This is a genomic window from Pseudomonas sp. S2_E02 (genome assembly GCF_054668355.1).
The window spans coordinates 5,906,669-5,922,604 of the sequence record NZ_CP162761.1 but is presented as its reverse complement, the minus strand read 5'-3'; the positions used below and the strand labels follow the sequence as shown (position 1 = coordinate 5,922,604).

Below are 15,936 nucleotides of genomic sequence, written 5' to 3'. Positions count from 1 at the left end.
TCACGTAATCAATAAGGCCTGACGGCCAACACCTGTATAAGTAGCCAGTATTATTCCACAGCGTTCGCGGATCGCCTACCCCTGATTTTCGATTTCTCGTGCCGCTAGTCGCAGGAGCCCCTCTAGCGCGGCCTTCACCGTTTGTCGGCGGACTTCATCGCGGTTGCCGGGAAAGTGCTGAACCTCAGTGGTGACCATCTCGCCAACGCCCCACGCCAGCCACACCGTACCGACCGGTTTGTTCGGCGAGCCACCGTCCGGCCCGGCGACACCGCTGACCGCTACGGCAAATCGCGCCAGGCTTTTGTCCTGGGCACCACGTACCATCGCCTCGACCACCTCGCGGCTGACCGCCCCGACTGTTTCGAACAGCTCGACCGGCACATTCAGTTGCTGAGTTTTCTGCCGGTTGGAATACGTGACGTAGCCAGCCTCAAACCACGCCGAACTGCCCGGGATACGCGTGATCGCTTCGGCAATCCCGCCACCGGTACAGGATTCAGCGGTGGTGACGTGGGCATTGAGCAGTTGCAGACGTCGGCCAAGGTCGGCGGCCAGTTGAGTGATCTCTTTCACGGCGTGCTCCGGATCGTGTGGAATGCCTCCACCGTACACGAGCCGGTTGCGCTTTCAATACACAGACTCATTCAAAATGTTCGGGCGCCAGCGCTCTGATATACGCCTGACACGCCTGCAAGGCGATCAGTCCACGGTCGCCGGTGTCGGTGATGGCGATAATTCGTTGAGCATGCGCCGGGTCAAGTCGGGCGCGTACGGTTGCATGATCCACGCGGCCGGCGCCGGCGGTGGCTGGCACGTTGCAGCCTGGGGCGATGTCGCTGGCGTCGAGAAGGACTGACAGGCGCACATCAGCAGTGGCAAGACGATCGCGCAGGCGATCCTGATCACGTTGGGCATCGCTCAGCGCTCGATAATGGGTTTGTTCGCTGGTCGCGAGCCGCTGCTCCAGCGCCAGGCGTTTATCCTGCTCGGCCTGTTGCGCGGTGGCGGCGGTCTGCGTCAGTTGATTAAGGGTTTCGGCGTTTAACCGGGCCTGCTCGGCCAACTGTCGGCCGTAGCGCCAGTCCTGAAACTGCCAGGCCGCAGCAAAAGCACCAGCGGTCAGCAATAAGATGCCGATCATTCGCCAGGGGATTGGCATAGCACCGCCCTCGCCCGCGCCCAGATTTCCAGACGATCCTGCAGGCCGTTCAACCCGCCGTTGATGCGACGGGTAATGGTGTTGAACTGATCGCGATCAGCCAGTTCGTTCAAGCCGTTCTGTTCCCAGAACCATGCCGCAGACTCGGCGGCCCATTGTGGCTGTTCGAGCAGTTCGGGCAGGGACAACAGACGTTCATCGCCGAACAGGCCAACGCTGCACTGGCGGTAATTCGAACGGCCAGTAATCTGGATCAACCCGCGTCCGCGGTATTTTTGCCCGTCGCCGTCAGCCTCTGGTGTGTTGCCCAGACGCAAGGCCAACGTACCGGTGTCGTATTTGCTCAGGTATTGGTTGTTGCCCAGTTCGCGCACATAGCGCAATTGCCCGGACTCGTGACCGACTTGCGCAAGGAACGCCGCGACGCGTTTGGGCGAGTCGATATGACGGCGAGCCATGGCACTGTTGAGTGCAGAAACAAAAACGCCCGCTTGGGAGCGGGCGTTGGGCATGATGTCGATAAGGTTGCTTTCAGTTATTTGCATAATGCTTGATCCTCCCTGGATATTGCCCCGATTGAATCACGGTTGACGGTTAATGCCTGTCAGCCATTTTTTTGCCAGAGTTTTCAGGGTGCCGTCCCGCGTATGTTCTTCGGGTAATGCAAACACCCAACCGAGGGTGCCGAAGTTGGCGGTCCAGTCGATTTGCGGTGCTGGAGTGATTTCAGTGATGTCGACCCAAAGCAGATCCGGGTGAAACATCTCGGCCATATTGCCTTCGGTGGAGAACAGTTCGACCACAGTGCAGTTGACGATGCGTGCGTAGGTTTTCATCAGGCGTACTCGTAGATGATCACGGCGCCTGAAGCACCTGCGCCACCAGGTCTGCCAGGTTGACTGGGTGCGTTGGCAATTCCTCCCGCACCGGAACCGAAACCGGAGCCTGGTGCGGCCAGAGAGCCTGCTGCGCTGTTGCCAAAACCGCCTCCACCCAACGGCGAGCTGCCACCGTGCCCAGCAAGGGTCGAGCCGTTGACAGAGATCTCGGGAGCGCCCGCGTTTCCCGCGTTGTTGACGATGTTGCCTCCACTGGCCGACTGGCCGGGATAGCCTCCGGTATAAAGTCCCATCCCCTGGTTCGCAACAAAGCCAATCCACGGCGACCCTCCACCACCGGCAGCCGAAACCAGCGAGCCGAAAGAGCTGGTGCCTCCTCCCCCGGCATTCGCCGCGGCCTGTCCCGCGCTTCCCCCAGCCCCCACAGTGACAGCCTGACGAGAACCAAGCGCCTCGGAAGGTAACCACGCTTCAGCATAACTACCGGAGGCGCCGCCACCCACGGTTGCATATTGGGAAGTTGTGGTCGCCCCGACTCCCGCACTTCCACCACCACCGCCCACAACCTTGACCAGAACGTGCTTCGTCCCGGCTATCGGCTCATAGGTGCCGGATACGGTAAACGTCTTTACCCCCAACAACCGGCCGCTCGCAGCATTACCACCGCTCGCATACACCAGCACCCAACTGTCCAGCGCCGCGCTGTACACCACCGAACACACACTGCTGCCGACAATCTCCGCTGGCCGCAATGCACTCTGTCCAAGGCTCAATAACGGCTTGGGCAGCAAGCCATTCGGTGCGAACGTGCTGGCTCCAGTGTTGGCATTACCAGCGGTAAAGCGCAGCGCCAGACCGTCCTTCAACGTAGTGATGACCGGCACGTAGTTGGCCATGTACAGATTGGCGGCGCCGATATCGGTCGCATGCTTGCCTTCACCGGCCTGACTGATTTTTTTCAGCGCCTGCAATAGCTGCGTCGCATCGGTTTCGTTTGGTTCAAGACCCGCAGATTTGACGACGTTCAACAATTCATCGGTAACGCTGTTGCCCCAGGTCGCCGGGATCAACGATCCGGGCAATCCCGCGACAACATCTTCATTGACGAACTTGCCGTTCACCAGCCCGACGCTGGGAGCGCTTTTTGGATAATCCATTTCAACTTCCCTGATGACTTACAGCGCAGCAGCCAACCACTTCGGCGCTACCGGCCGATGCTCGCCGAACGGAAAAAAGGAACCCTGCGGCCAGTCGCGCAATTCACGGCGATACGTCTGCAATTGGGCATATTGCTCTGTGGTCAGCGTCGTGCCGCCGCCGTCTTCCAACTCATCGCGATCACGCGCCACCAACCCGTCGGTGGCGGCCAGTTGCGCAGTGCGCCAACGGCGCTCGGCGTCAGCCGCTTCATCGGCCGAAGGAGGCGCAGGATCGACCAGAATCGGATAGCCGTTATCCGCACGCACGCCGATCACTTTTGCCGCAACGGCCAATTGCTGCAGCAGCGAGATCCAGTAAGTCTGAGGAATCTCGATGACATCGTCGGGAATGTCAGTTGAGTTGATACCCGGTACATAAACGCCCCGGGTGCTGGCGCTGAACAAAACGTTGAACGGATTCATTCAATAGCCCTTTGCGTAATAATTGATGCCCCAACCCGCAGCGACGCTGCCGCTGTAATCACGAACCTTGAGCTTGCAGCCTTGTTGCTTTCCAGAACCCGCAATCAGGATGACCATCGCCCCGTCACCGCCGGCATGAGTGGCCACCAGAGAAGAAAAGGCTGTAGGAAAAGAGATTGGGAAAATAACGTCGACTTCGCCCTTCGCATCAGTTGTGCCGACACCCCATTGCTCAATGTTGCCGCTGGCAAACCGTTGGTAACCGACGTTGCCATAGACGCCCGAATGGGCCGTGGCATAACGATCGCTGATCGACCCTCCGTACAGCCGCCATTGGCTCGCCAGTTTGATCAGGCATGCGGAGTCGCCGAGTCCGAGTTTCAGCGACCCGAACGTGCCGTTGCAGGTTTCAATTTGCTCGTTTGCTGCGGGGTTGATGGTCAGAACACCGTTGCCCGCATTGATCACGTGTAGCGTGCTGGCATGGGCAATGCCATTGATGGAGGGCAACGTTGCCGTGATCGGCGTTGCGCTGGCGAAACTCGCCACGCCCCCCACGTGGGCTACGGTCAGGACAGTGCTGGTCGGGTAAGAAACGAAGCCGGAAAACTGCAGACCCGCGCGGGCGACGAACTCGGTAGTGGCAACCGCTTTGCCTTGATTGAATTGCGGCGCCGTGACGAACAGGTTGTTGCTGCGCAGCGCACTGAGCAGTTGATTATTGGCGGCCTCCGTCGGTGTCAGCCCTGCGCTCTGGATGACCGTCAACAACTCTTGCGTAACACCATTACCCCAACTGGCCGGAATCAACGACCCTGGCTTGCCCGTCAGTAAATCTTCATCGACAAACTTGCCATCTACCAACCCGGCGCTAGGAACACTCTTTGGATAATCCATGATTCAACTCCTTGTTTAAAAATGCCTGAGACCAGTCAATCCGCATTGGCGCCCCACCATTGCGGTGCTGTCGGGCGAGAAACCGCCGTCGGGAAACCTTTAGCCTCAGGCCAGTCACGCAGCGCCTGGCGGTACTCCAGCAACTCCAGATACTGCGCGGCCTTGAGCGTCGTCCCACGCCCCAGCGCCTGTTCGTCGCGATGCCGCGTCACCCACCATTCAGTGGCCGACAGACTGGAATGACGCCACGTTCGCGCTGCCGTCAAAGGCTCTTGCTCCTCGACGACAGTTTCAGGAATGACGACAGGATTGCCCATGACCGGTAACGGCGCGAGCTCATGGCGCAGTTCACTGAGGGGCGCGCCGATATCAACGTGCATGCCCTCCGGCACCTGCACCATCGTCTCGACGAAAGCGGGGGCAAACAGTTGGGCGATCGCATAGTCACCGGTATCGATCAGCTCCACGGCGACACCATTTTCCACTCGTGCATAACGGGCCATTATTCGTACTCCCAGATTTCACAAAAGGCGTTGCCGCCGGCACCGCCCACGAAGGAATTTGTCAGATGTGATGAGCATGAACCGCTGCCTCCCGAGCCACGGATGCCTGTTACTCCCGGATTGTGTACGCCCTTGTATGGACCGCCTCCGTCGAACGGACTCGCGGCTCCACCTCCGGAGAGCATTCCCCAGTTAGCGTTGAACATTGCGTAGCCACCGGTGATGCCACGTGCATTGGCGAGATTGCCACCCACCGCGTCTTGGCCACCGAGGCCACCTTGAACATACCCGGAGGCAGAAGTTGAGGTATCAATGTTCAGGATCTGTGCACCGCCCCCGCCTGCCACGCTCATGAATGAGCCGAAGGAGGCCCCGCCGCCGCCCAGCCCCATCGTGGGGCCGACCGCACCACCCGCACCCAACGAAACAGGCACGCCGGCAAGCATTTGTGGAGTCACGTCATACAGACTCTCCGCATAGGCACCCGAACCACCTCCTCCGCCAATACGTAAATTACTGGCGGCAACAGGCGCACAACCACCACCCGATCCACCCGCCCCGACCAGCCGTACACGAATCCGTTTGGCCCTCGGGTTGGGCTTGTAAACCGTGATCCCGACCGTCTCGATCTGCCGGACCGCCAGCAGCCGCCCGACCGCGTCGATGATGCCGTAGCCACTCAAGGTCGTCGGGGTGTTTCTCAGTTTGGTGAAGTCGACCAGAGCACCGATCGCGGTCGCCAACTGATCGGTTTTCGTCTCATCGGGAGTCAGCCCCGCCGCCTTGATCGCATTGAGAATTTCCTGTGTGACGCTGTTGCCCCACTCGGCCGGGATCAACGATCCCGGCGTACCCGCCACCGGGTTTTCATCGACGAAGCCGCCGTTGACCAGCCCGACTCCGGGAATACTTTTTGGATAATCCATTGCACTGTTCCCTGCGCTGAATCAGTTGGCTACGGCTGCGCCGGGAGCGACCGGCCAGGTGATCTCGTCGGGGAAACCGATCTGTTTTTCGATACGGTTCAGCTCTACGCTGTAGAGCTTCCATTCGATCAGCAGCAGTTGTTCGTCATGGCTGGCATCGCCGATGTCTTCGGCGTATTGCAGCGGGGCGATGCGCAGGACGGCGTCGCGCAATAAGACATCACGCAAGTCGCGGCTTTGTTGTCTGACGCTCGCCAGGCGAGTCTGCTCATCCAGCACCCAAGCGTTGTCCCGCCAGACATGGAACTCGCCAGGCCAACGCTGTGCAGTCAGGCTGTCAGGCAAATCCCCCAGTTCGGTCCAGATTTGTTGAGCGCCGCCGTCCTTGCGATAAACCACACCGCGGCGGTCAATCACTTCACGGGGTACGCCGTTGATGAGCGCCCAACTGCGACCGGCTTCCGACTCGGGCAACTCGTACATCAGTTCGATGGCGTTGGCGGGAAGCTGAATCCCGATTCCGGGCGTAACGGGAAACTCGACGGGGCCGGACAGAGCGCCCGAGCCATCAAATAGATAATTGAACATGACGTACCTCAGATAAGTTTGATGCGCCCGGGATAGGCGATGTTGCGGGGGCGCGTAATACCTCCATGGTTCAGCAAATCAGCATCCGAGATTGGAGAAACCAGCTCTGAAGGTGTGATGTATTTGACGGTAGCGCCCGCGTAATCGGCGTAGTTACCCATATCGAAACCCAACTGGGTCTTCTGGGTACCGATGTGTGTCGCGAACAGAATATTGTCGCCAATGCCATTGTCGCCCTGAACCAAAGAGCCTTTTTGCCAAGACCCCGGCGCCCGACCGGTATCGACCAGACCGCCCTCGGCCAGTACGCGCAGAAACTCACCACGGGCTTCTGGCAAGCGGAAAGTCGTGGCGCCGTCTCCTGGTGTCCACGCACCGCCGCGATCGGTTTCAGAACGCAACATCCCCGACTGCTGCGCGTGGTCCCAAAGCCATGGCCATTCCGCGCGGTTCATTAAGGAACCACTCAGCGCGGCATAGCCACCGGGCAGTACAGCCAATGTGGTCTCAAAGGCTATGTGCCCAAGTGAAGAGCCATCCAGACGACCGACTGGCCACCAATTGCCCGCTGTATCACTGCGCAAATGCCACCAGTCACCGGCTCCCATCAATACGAGAAACGGATACCCGGAAGCATTTAGGTGGGTGTGAAACTTGATCGCATCACCGCTTGCACTTCTCACGATCAAGCGGTTACCGCTGTTATCGACGCGCCGCACAATGACATCACGCACCCCCAAGCTGGTATTGGCTGGAGGCAGACTGACGGTCAGTGCGCTGGCCCCGGCATCGATCAGAACCAAGCCCAACTCATCGGTGGTCAATGACCTGGACGCTCCAACCCGAGTAATCACAGAACGCATTGGGCTGGCGTTGCTGACGATCGACTGAATCGCCTTGAATAATTGGCTAGTATCCGCCTCTGAGGCCACCAACCCACCCCCTGTAACCACACTCAAAATTTCTTCAGTGACACTGTTGCCCCACACCGCCGGAATCAAAGACCCCGGCGTACCCGCCACCGGGTTTTCATCGACGAAGCGGCCATCGACCAGTCCGACGCTGGGGACGCTTTTTGGATAATCCATAGGTTGTTCGTTCCTTTGAAATGACAAATGACCGGCGTCGGCAAAACGTTCTCCGTCTACCTGTTCGCGGTCTGTTTTCTGAAAATAAAAAGCCCACGTTGAAGTGGGCTTGGGTAATGCGCGAAGAAGTTTGCAAGCAGCCGTCAGGACATCCGCGCCAACCACTTGGGTGCTTGCGGACGCGATTCGGCGTCAGCGGCATCGTTGGCGCCGGGCCAATCGCGCAGGGCCTGACGATGGGCCAGCAACTTCGCAAACTGCTTGCTGCTCAGACTTGTCTGAACTCCGGCATCCAATTCGTCGCGATGGCGGGTCACCAGCCAGTCCGATTGGGTCAGCGCTGTCGTACGCCACAGACGCTCCACACTAGAGGTAGCCTCTAGCGGCGCAGAATCATCGGCCGGTGCACTGAAGGTGTCGTCCTTGTAGACCCAACCGGCGCAAACAGGTGTGCCTGCCGGCACCGCAATACCGCAATCGATATCACCCGCCACAAGACCGGTAACCACGCCATTTTCGATCATCGCTTTCATTGTCAAACCTCCCATCGGACACGGGCGTTCATGCGGCCGGCGGCACTCAGGTTCTGTGCCCACGCAGCAATGGCCACCCGGCCCATATAGCGATCAGTAAAACCTCCCGCCGGCATGAACTGTGTTCCGACGAAATTGACGCCCGTGTCCTCACTGATCACGCCGTAATCGGTTTTGACGTTGTCATCGAAGTCAAAAATGCCGGCCAGGTAGGCACGGGGTTTACGCGCCCAATTCAACGTCACCGAGTAATTGCCATTGGCACCAGACCAGACACCAACAGCCTCAAGGCGAGCCTTGTTCGCCAACAGCGTCAGCGTAGGCAAGGTCCCGGCAGCCGTAGTCACTATTCTGGCCATCAACATGTCGATGCAGGTGGAATCGAAGCCACCGCCACTGACACCGGTTCCACCCTTCATCGACGCCGGGATCGCATCGGTATCCGCACCTTTTTGCGTGTAGCAAACCAGCGCCCCGTCACGCACCTGCATTCGCAGAAAATAGGTACTGTTGATGTCAAGCGCAGGCGATACCCACACTGGCGTCAACAACGCACGCGAGCGGGCCGCAGTGCCAAGGGTCACTTCCTCGCAGAGACTGACCAGGACACCGCCCGGCACCGACACGGTGCCACCCGCCGAGCCGCTGGCAGCGGTCACTGCAATGCGCCCATCCGCCGTGGCCACTGTCGGAAATGCCAACGCGGCGAAGGGCAAGGCTTCCTGCGATAGCACGCTCTTGAGCGCCCTGAGCAATTGATTCGACTCACTCTCGGAGGGCACCAGTCCCGCCGCACGAATCACGGTCAGCAACTCCTCGGTTACCGCATTGCCCCAAGTCGCCGGAATCAGCGATCCCGGCGTGCCGGTCAACGGATTCTCATCGACGAACCGGCCATCCACCAGACCCGAGCTGGGCACACTCTTCGGATAATCCATGGCTCATTCCTCCCTAGTCATAATTGATATGCACCTTGGTATGCGCCGGCGCACTGCGGTGGATGAGGCATTCCAGCGCCGAACCCGGATTAACGCCGAAGCGCTCGCCCCAATAGCTCGCGCCGAAACGCCGGCCGAGCAGCAAGCGGCCGCCGGTGTTGAGCGTCCACATGAACTGCGCCTCCCACGTGCCCCAGTGCGCCGAGCCGAAACGCGAGCGGCCCATGCGTGGGGCTTCGAGTTCGGTGATGGTGGCGTTGGGGTAGCCCTGGCTTTTGGCGATGTCGATGTAGTAACCGACAGCCTGGCTGCCCACCGCGAGCAAGCGACGGCGGACGGCGAGGCGGCGGTCGTCGAACAGTGGCGTGGCGCCCAGGCACGGGTCGGGCAGGTTCATCACCCGTTCCCAGTCCGGCACCAGTTCGCTGACGCCGGCCGGGTCCATCTCGTTGAGCAGGTCGGCGGCGCGGGCGTCGAGGCGTGCCAGTTCGACGGCGACGCCCTGCAGCACTTCTTCCAGTTCCGGCACCCGTTCCGGGTCCCACGCCGGGCCACTGGGCAGCAAGGCGCGCAGCTGCGCCTGATATTGCGCGGCGGTTCTTATGCCCCCCATACGCAACCTCCGAAGGTGAGCAGTTCGCTTTGCCCGGCAGGCACGTCAGCGGCCGGCGCGGTCAGCGTGTGATCGTACTCACCACCAGCGCTGCTAATGGCTTCGCGGATATGGCTGATCAGCAACGGCACACCCAGATCGGCCTCACGGTTGTGCAGGTCGCGCAATTGCGCTTCAACGGCGGCACGCACGGCGGTGGTGTCCGGGTTGACGCTCTTGAAGCGATACACCACCGGCACCTGAATCGGCCGCTGCACGTGCACTTCCGCAGTCACCGGACGCAGCGGTTCGATGTAGTCCTGAACCTCCGCCAATTGCTCATCGTTGGGCACCGGTTGCGGGTCTTCATCACGCATGATGAACACCGTCACTGTGCCTGGCCCGAGCAGGCCGCCACGACACCAGGCGCGCGTTACGCCCGGCACTTCCAGCGCCCACGTCTCGTAGTCACTGGCCGAGCCACCGTGGGGAATCACGCGGTAGGAACGAATCACCCGCGAGCGCAGCGACTCCAGACTTTCCCGCGCCACGCCGCCGCTGAGACCCGGTGTCAACACCACAAAACTGGTGCCGACCACGCCGGCAATCGGTTGCACCGGTGTCAGCGCCAGACCGGCGTCGGCATTACCGAGGCTGCCGGCATCCAACGCCGCGATGGTAGTGGTGTTGCTGCCATTGACGGTGGTGCGTGCGGTGGTGACTTTGTAGGTGCGGCCATCGCTCGCTTGCAACAACGTGTCGACATCCAGCACGGCACCGGCCGTGGCGGTAAAACTGACGCTGCCGGTGGCGACTTGCGCGGGTTTGCGCGGTTGGTTCAAACGAAGTGCGGCGATGCGCTCCAGGGTCGACTCATCGGCCTTGTCGGGCAGGATCTGCTCGGCAATCCAGTCGAGATAACCGTACAGACCATAAGCCGCGCCACCGAGGGTACGGGCCAGCACTTGCGCATCGGACTGGCGCAGCGAATCGCCGGCCAGGTCGCTTTGGGTGCGCTTGATCAGCACCGGCAGCGAAGGGGTTTCAAACGGCATAGATCACCTGCCAACTGTTATCGGGGTTGATGTCCAGACGTTCGCCGTCGGCCAGGGTCAGGACCGTGCGCAGGTTCAGGCGCTGGGCGTCGAGGCGTTCGCTGATAATGTCGATGGCGCTGCAGTGGCCGTCGTCGATCAGCCATTGCAAGGCTTCGCGGGCGTAGAACTCGGCGTCCATCTGCGTTTGTCGGGTCAGCTTGATCCGGCGCAACAGCCACAGCCGCGAGCCGATGCGATCGTCGGCGACGGTGGGAAAGGTATCGCCCCACCAGCCAAAACGTTCTTCGTCGTCGAGGGCGTCGTCATCGGCGGCGCGACGCCAGGTGAACAGGCTGATGAGTACGGCGCGGGTCAGCGCGGCGTGGAGGTTTGGGCTGATCAGCATCACTTGCCTCCTGCCGGCGCGCCGGTCTGGCCGCTGCCGGCCTGTACGCCGACGTGCACGTGTTTGATCTGGCTGATGCCGCCGGCCAACTGATCGCCGGTGGAAACGATCTTGCCGGTCTGGTTGATCACCGGCGTATCGAAGTTCACCGCGCTGCTGGCGCGGATGTTCAGCGTGGCGGTTTCGATGTCGATGATCCGCCCGCGCTTGAAGTGAATTTTGTCGCCTTCGTCGGTGTAGATCGCCACTTCGCCCGACGCCAGCGATTGCAGGCGATAACGGCGGTCGGCGATGACCAGCGCGATGGCGTGGGAGCGGTCGCCGCCGAGAAAAGTGACGACACCTTCGGCGCCGGCCAGCGGGTTACTGGTGAAGCCGTAGGGTTCGAAATGCTCCATGTCGTCGTTCACTTCGCCGGCGGTGAGGCGCATTTGCAGCGATTGCAGCTTGGATGCCGAATTGGCGAGCACGACAGTGCCGCGCGCCAGCAGGCGTGTCAGTAGGCTCATGAATTGTCCTCAAGTGGTGAGGTTGACGCTGATCCCTGTGGGAGCGAGCTTGCTCGCGAAAGCGTCCTGACAAGCACCAGAGCGGTGTCTGATCTGACGCCTTCGCGAGCAAGCTCGCTCCCACAGGGTCGGGTGTCAGGCTGAAGTTTTCTTAGGGGGTGTCGGATTGGCATCGAAGGTATGCGGCGGCGCCACTTGCAGCGTGGTCACCGAGCCTTGCGCCGACAGCGAATACGTGACTTTGGAAATCAGCATGTCGCCATCAAATCCAAGCACCGGATCCGTGACCTTGACCAGCGTGTTATGGCGCCACAGATCGCCGTTGGACTGGCGCCAGCCCTGCACCTGATAGGTGGTGGTCTGCGCCCGGCCCATACGGGTGGCGCTCTCCCACAGGGCGCGCTGCTGGGCCAGTTCGAACGTCAGCGCGGTGCCCTCGTTGATGATCGTGGTGCGTCGACGTTTGAAGCTCAGATCGGTCGCGCTGGATTCAACCTCGCTGACTGCCGCCCCGCTCTTCTTGTCCGAACCTTTCTGCTGGCCGATCACCCGGTATTCGGAAAACACCTGGCTCTGATCCATCGACGCGCTGGCGGACAAAATATTCTTGCCCAGCTCCAGCGCATCACTGGCCCGCCCACCGCTGCCCGGCTTGGCCAGCACCAGCCGACCCTGCTCGTCATCGGTGGAAAACACCCGCAGCAGCGAGAGCAAACGGTCGATCGACTGAAACACCGTTTCTCCCGGCACAATCGTGTGTTTGGTCAGCCGCGCGGTCTCGGGGATTTCATTGACCACCATCAGCCCGTACTCCATCGCCAGCGCCTGAACAATGCTCAGCAGCGGTTGTTCCTGCCACTGGTTCGGCGTGTTCCTGGCAGCGCAATCGACCAGATCCTGAGTCTTGGAACTGCCCTCGATGCTCAGGCTGATCTGGCGTCCGTCATAGCGGATCGGGGTCTTGAACACATAGCCGGTGAGCACCAGGTCCTGGCCGATTTTCACTTCGCAGGGGTCACCCGGTTTGATCCGCTGATCCACCGTCTGCCCTGGCCACTGCCAGGTGATGTCGAGTTTGAAGGTGCGGAACTGGCGCTCCAGATCAGCGGTGATTTCCACGCTTTTCCAGCCGCCGTATTCCATGTTGTTGACGGTCAGCGTGACATGGTTGTCCATTACGTCCATGACTACTCCCGAGAGACTTTCACGTCGTTGGGTGGCAGATACAACGGGTTGGTCGCTCCGTTACGCTGGACCACTTCGGTCACCCGTGTCGCATCACTGAATTGTTTGTAAGCCACTACCAGTGCCGGCAAACTTTCCTGAAACGACTTGGTGACCAGACGCACCCCCGATGACGCTACGGCTTTGAGGTGCGCCACCAGAGCATCCTGCACGTCGCTGATAGCCTGATAGTGCGCTGGACCGGCTTTGTTTTTGGCCATTTGGAGCGCCTCGACCAAGTCCTTTTGAAGCGCCTGCAAATCGTCGGTAGCCGGTACTTCCTGTCGAGAAATCGGCTGCTTCGACTGCTGATCCAAGGAAGGGGTCGACAGCAACTTCACCGGTTTCGCCGCCACCGGCATTGAGGCAACCCATTGCGCCACTTTGACAATCAGAGTGTCCTGCACCAGATCGGCCATGGCTTGCGCCGCCGCATTGGTGTCCTTGCCCGTGGTGATCTTCGGCGCATCAGCCTTGCGGATCGCTTCGAGTTGTTGGGACACGTCGGCAATCACGCCACGGTAGCCCTCCTTCGCGAACGCCTTGAGCTCCTTGATATCGCCGAGCAACCCCTTGAACTCCGCCGCCACTTCCTTGGGCAACTCCTTGACGGCTCTGACCAGTTCAGTGATTTCCTTGTATTGCGCGATCAGTGGTTTCAGCTGTTCCTTAATCACATCGAACACCCCGGTCAGGCTGTTTCGCAGATTGTTAATGCCAATCCGTGCCGCTTGAATCCGGACAATGACCTCTTCGAAACGCGACACTGCTGACCCCAGCAACGTATCAGCCTTGGCCAACAGGACTTTTTGCGTACTGACGGTGGCAGTCGGAAACGGCAACGGCCGATCGGGGTAGAACTTCAGACTGAACGTCACCAGCCCGCCGTCCTGGCGGGTATGGGTCATGTCGCACTCACCGACCTTGACTTGCAGGCGCCCGAGCCACGGGTGCACCAGCTCACCATTGCCCGCTTCCAATGCCTTGAGCAGCTTGTCGCGCTGCTCCAGGCAATCGGCGCCGATGATGAATGCCGTGATGTCGTGAGTCTTGGCCTGCTGGCCCAGATCCTCGAAATACGGCAGGTCGCGTTGCGGGTATTCGTGCAACTGACCTTTGCGACCGACCGGGGTTTTCGCCTGATCGATCCAGAACCCGACACCACGAAAGGATGCCGGCAACAAACGGTCACGCCAGTTCATTGGAACCTCCTGCCGACAGCGAGCGATAGCCGATGCGCGACGACAGCGCCAGCCCTGGTTGATTGGTTTGCGGTTGATCGGTACGCAGGCCTGCCGGCGCATTTTCGAAGCGCACGGTCAGGCCGCCTTCGAGTTGCGTGCGGTTGTTGATTGCGCTTTGTTGAATCAGTGCGCCAGAACTCTGTGGCAACGAACCACTTTGCAGTGCACCGTTACCCGTGGCTTGCGGTGTTGCTCCGAAGAACGCGGGTGCCAGTTCCCCTTTGCCTTCGGCATTGGTCTGGCGTTGCGCTTCGGTGAACGTTTCAACCTTGCCGGTGACCTTGGCGATCAGTCCGGCAAAGCCGCCGTCGAACAGCTCTTTGATCGGCGCAATCACGGTTTGCAGTTTTTGCCACAACTCGCCGAACCACTCGGTGATCGGCCCCCAGTTTTTGATGATCTGCCCCAACGGCGTCCATTCGAACATGTTGTGCAAAAACTCGAGTACCGGTGCGGCCAACGCCTGCACCACGCCCCACAGCGCCGAAAACACTTCGCTGATCGGTTGCCAGTACATGGCGATCTGTTCCAGCGGCGACCATTCGAACAGACTCTGGAAGAAGCTTTTGATCTGCTGCGCCGACGCTTGCAATGCGGCCCAGACCGGTTCGAAGAAGGCCACGATACTGCCCCAGTTGTTGACGATCATGCCCACAGGGGAATAGTCGAACAACGTGCCGAAGAAGTCCTTGATGGCTTGCGCCGCCGGTTGCAGCGCCGTCCAGATCGAGGCGAAGAAGCCGGTGATCGATCCCCAGTTGTTGATGATCATCCCCAACGGTGTCCAGTCGAACAGACCTTTGAGGAACGCCATCACCGGCACACTCAAGGCCTTGAGCAAGTCCCAGATTGCCGAAAACAGACCGGTCAGCGGCGCCCAGTTTTCCAGGATCATGCCGGCGGGCGTCCACGAGAACACCGATTTGAAAAAGTCGATCACTGGCGCGGTGACCGCTTTGACCTTGTCCCAGATCCCGGAGAAAAATCCCGCGACCGGTGACCACAGCGCCGCCAGTGCATCCAGCGGTCGCCAATCGAGGATCGAGCGCAACGTTGCCATCGCACTCACACCGATGTTTTTCACGCCCTCCCACATGCCCTTGAAAAAAGCGCTGATCGGCGTCCAGTTGGCATAAATCAAACCGGCCGCCACCGCGATGCCCATCGCGATCAACATGATCGGATTGGTCTTGAGCACCATGCTCATGACGTCCATCACCTGGGTCATGCCGGTGACGGCGGTTTGCATCGCCGAGAAAGCAATCGCCCCCGCCGCCAGGCCTTCGACCAGTTTCGGGTTGTCGGCGAGCAGGCTGCCGACCTGGGTCAGCATCGGTTCCAACCCGACCACCAGTGCGCCCACCGCCGGCACCAGTGCCGCGTCCACGGCGGCCGAAACCTTTTCCATCGATGCACTGAACACGTTCATGTTTTGCGCAGCGGCTTTCGGCGTAGCGGGCAGGTCGACGGTTTTTGCCGTGTCGCTGACTTCGGTCAATTTGCCCTGAAACGCCGCCGCCGATTTGATCCCGTCCACGAACGGAGTGATCACGCTGCCGCCCTTGAACAGGCCACTGATGTCCAGCTTACCGAGGCCGGTCTGTTCGAGATTGTTCTTGAAGCTCTCGACCTTGACTCGCAGGGCGCCGAGTTTGGGCGACAGTTCATCGATGCCCGTGATCAGCACCGGCGTTTTCACTTTTTTCTCTTCGTCTGCCATCACTGCACCTGCTGCATCGCATTGATCCGTTGCGCGTGCTCCAGCGATTCGCGGAGCACATCCAGTGGCCTGGCCATCATCTGTTCGGGGTCAACCTTCCAGAACCAG

General features: G+C 60.3%; 20 protein-coding genes. All 20 read right to left on the bottom strand.

Going from position 1 to position 15,936, the window contains the following annotated elements; genetic code table 11:
• Window positions 1-75 precede the first annotated feature (75 nt).
• Window positions 76-576: a CinA family protein gene (locus AB4O01_RS26505; RefSeq protein WP_460090033.1), complete on the bottom strand. Its 501-nt coding sequence runs from the start codon at window positions 574-576 to the stop codon at window positions 76-78.
• A 67-nt stretch (window positions 577-643) separates the two neighbouring features.
• Complete coding sequence (locus AB4O01_RS26500) at window positions 644-1,162, bottom strand: lysis system i-spanin subunit Rz (protein WP_460090032.1); 519 nt, start codon at window positions 1,160-1,162, stop codon at window positions 644-646.
• A complete protein-coding gene (locus AB4O01_RS26495) occupies window positions 1,141-1,707 on the bottom strand; it encodes a glycoside hydrolase family 19 protein (RefSeq protein WP_007908750.1) in 567 nt (188 codons plus the stop codon). The genes AB4O01_RS26500 and AB4O01_RS26495 overlap by 22 nt, the downstream gene beginning before the upstream one ends.
• Before the next feature lie 36 nt (window positions 1,708-1,743).
• Window positions 1,744-1,998, bottom strand: a complete 255-nt coding sequence (locus AB4O01_RS26490) for a hypothetical protein (protein WP_460090031.1) — start codon at window positions 1,996-1,998, stop codon at window positions 1,744-1,746.
• On the bottom strand, window positions 1,998-3,158 hold the full coding sequence (locus AB4O01_RS26485; RefSeq protein WP_460090029.1) for a glycine-rich domain-containing protein: 1,161 nt from the start codon (window positions 3,156-3,158) through the stop codon (window positions 1,998-2,000). The genes AB4O01_RS26490 and AB4O01_RS26485 overlap by 1 nt, the downstream gene beginning before the upstream one ends.
• A gap of 18 nt (window positions 3,159-3,176) precedes the next feature.
• The gene (locus AB4O01_RS26480) at window positions 3,177-3,623 is read right to left on the bottom strand and encodes a tail fiber assembly protein (RefSeq protein WP_093436448.1); all 447 of its coding nucleotides are present in this window, start codon (window positions 3,621-3,623) and stop codon (window positions 3,177-3,179) included.
• Window positions 3,624-4,520 carry a gp53-like domain-containing protein gene (locus AB4O01_RS26475; RefSeq protein WP_093436451.1) on the bottom strand — a complete coding sequence of 299 codons (897 nt, stop codon included), beginning with the start codon at window positions 4,518-4,520 and terminating at the stop codon, window positions 3,624-3,626. It abuts the gene before it with no gap.
• 35 nt (window positions 4,521-4,555) lie between these two features.
• On the bottom strand, window positions 4,556-5,023 hold the full coding sequence (locus tag AB4O01_RS26470; protein ID WP_460090028.1) for a phage tail assembly chaperone: 468 nt from the start codon (window positions 5,021-5,023) through the stop codon (window positions 4,556-4,558).
• Entirely contained in the window at window positions 5,023-5,949 is a 927-nt protein-coding gene (locus tag AB4O01_RS26465; protein ID WP_460090027.1) for a glycine-rich domain-containing protein, read from the bottom strand. The genes AB4O01_RS26470 and AB4O01_RS26465 overlap by 1 nt, the downstream gene beginning before the upstream one ends.
• Window positions 5,950-5,970: 21 nt before the next feature.
• Window positions 5,971-6,537, bottom strand: coding sequence for a tail fiber assembly protein (locus AB4O01_RS26460; protein ID WP_460090026.1), 567 nt, complete (start codon window positions 6,535-6,537; stop codon window positions 5,971-5,973).
• 8 nt (window positions 6,538-6,545) lie between these two features.
• Complete coding sequence (locus tag AB4O01_RS26455) at window positions 6,546-7,625, bottom strand: phage tail protein (protein ID WP_460090025.1); 1,080 nt, start codon at window positions 7,623-7,625, stop codon at window positions 6,546-6,548.
• Window positions 7,626-7,768: 143 nt separating this feature from the next.
• Window positions 7,769-8,158, bottom strand: coding sequence for a hypothetical protein (locus tag AB4O01_RS26450; protein ID WP_460090024.1), 390 nt, complete (start codon window positions 8,156-8,158; stop codon window positions 7,769-7,771).
• A 2-nt stretch (window positions 8,159-8,160) separates the two neighbouring features.
• Window positions 8,161-9,096, bottom strand: coding sequence for a P1/P2 acidic ribosomal protein (locus AB4O01_RS26445; RefSeq protein ID WP_460090023.1), 936 nt, complete (start codon window positions 9,094-9,096; stop codon window positions 8,161-8,163).
• Window positions 9,097-9,109: 13 nt separating this feature from the next.
• Window positions 9,110-9,709, bottom strand: coding sequence for a YmfQ family protein (locus tag AB4O01_RS26440; RefSeq protein WP_093436472.1), 600 nt, complete (start codon window positions 9,707-9,709; stop codon window positions 9,110-9,112).
• Window positions 9,697-10,743 (bottom strand): baseplate J/gp47 family protein, encoded by a 1,047-nt coding sequence (locus AB4O01_RS26435; protein WP_116254550.1) that lies wholly within the window; start codon window positions 10,741-10,743, stop codon window positions 9,697-9,699. Before AB4O01_RS26435 ends, AB4O01_RS26440 begins: the two co-directional genes overlap by 13 nt.
• Window positions 10,733-11,131 (bottom strand): phage GP46 family protein, encoded by a 399-nt coding sequence (locus tag AB4O01_RS26430; protein ID WP_460090022.1) that lies wholly within the window; start codon window positions 11,129-11,131, stop codon window positions 10,733-10,735. Before AB4O01_RS26430 ends, AB4O01_RS26435 begins: the two co-directional genes overlap by 11 nt.
• Window positions 11,131-11,640 (bottom strand): phage baseplate assembly protein V, encoded by a 510-nt coding sequence (locus AB4O01_RS26425; RefSeq protein WP_093436481.1) that lies wholly within the window; start codon window positions 11,638-11,640, stop codon window positions 11,131-11,133. Before AB4O01_RS26425 ends, AB4O01_RS26430 begins: the two co-directional genes overlap by 1 nt.
• 135 nt (window positions 11,641-11,775) lie before the next feature.
• A complete protein-coding gene (locus AB4O01_RS26420; RefSeq protein WP_460090021.1) occupies window positions 11,776-12,825 on the bottom strand; it encodes a phage baseplate assembly protein in 1,050 nt (349 codons plus the stop codon).
• Window positions 12,826-12,827: 2 nt separating this feature from the next.
• Window positions 12,828-14,066 (bottom strand): DNA circularization protein, encoded by a 1,239-nt coding sequence (locus tag AB4O01_RS26415; RefSeq protein WP_093436487.1) that lies wholly within the window; start codon window positions 14,064-14,066, stop codon window positions 12,828-12,830.
• Window positions 14,053-15,828 (bottom strand): phage tail tape measure protein, encoded by a 1,776-nt coding sequence (locus tag AB4O01_RS26410; protein ID WP_460090020.1) that lies wholly within the window; start codon window positions 15,826-15,828, stop codon window positions 14,053-14,055. The genes AB4O01_RS26415 and AB4O01_RS26410 overlap by 14 nt, the downstream gene beginning before the upstream one ends.
• Between the last annotated feature and the right edge of the window lie 108 nt (window positions 15,829-15,936).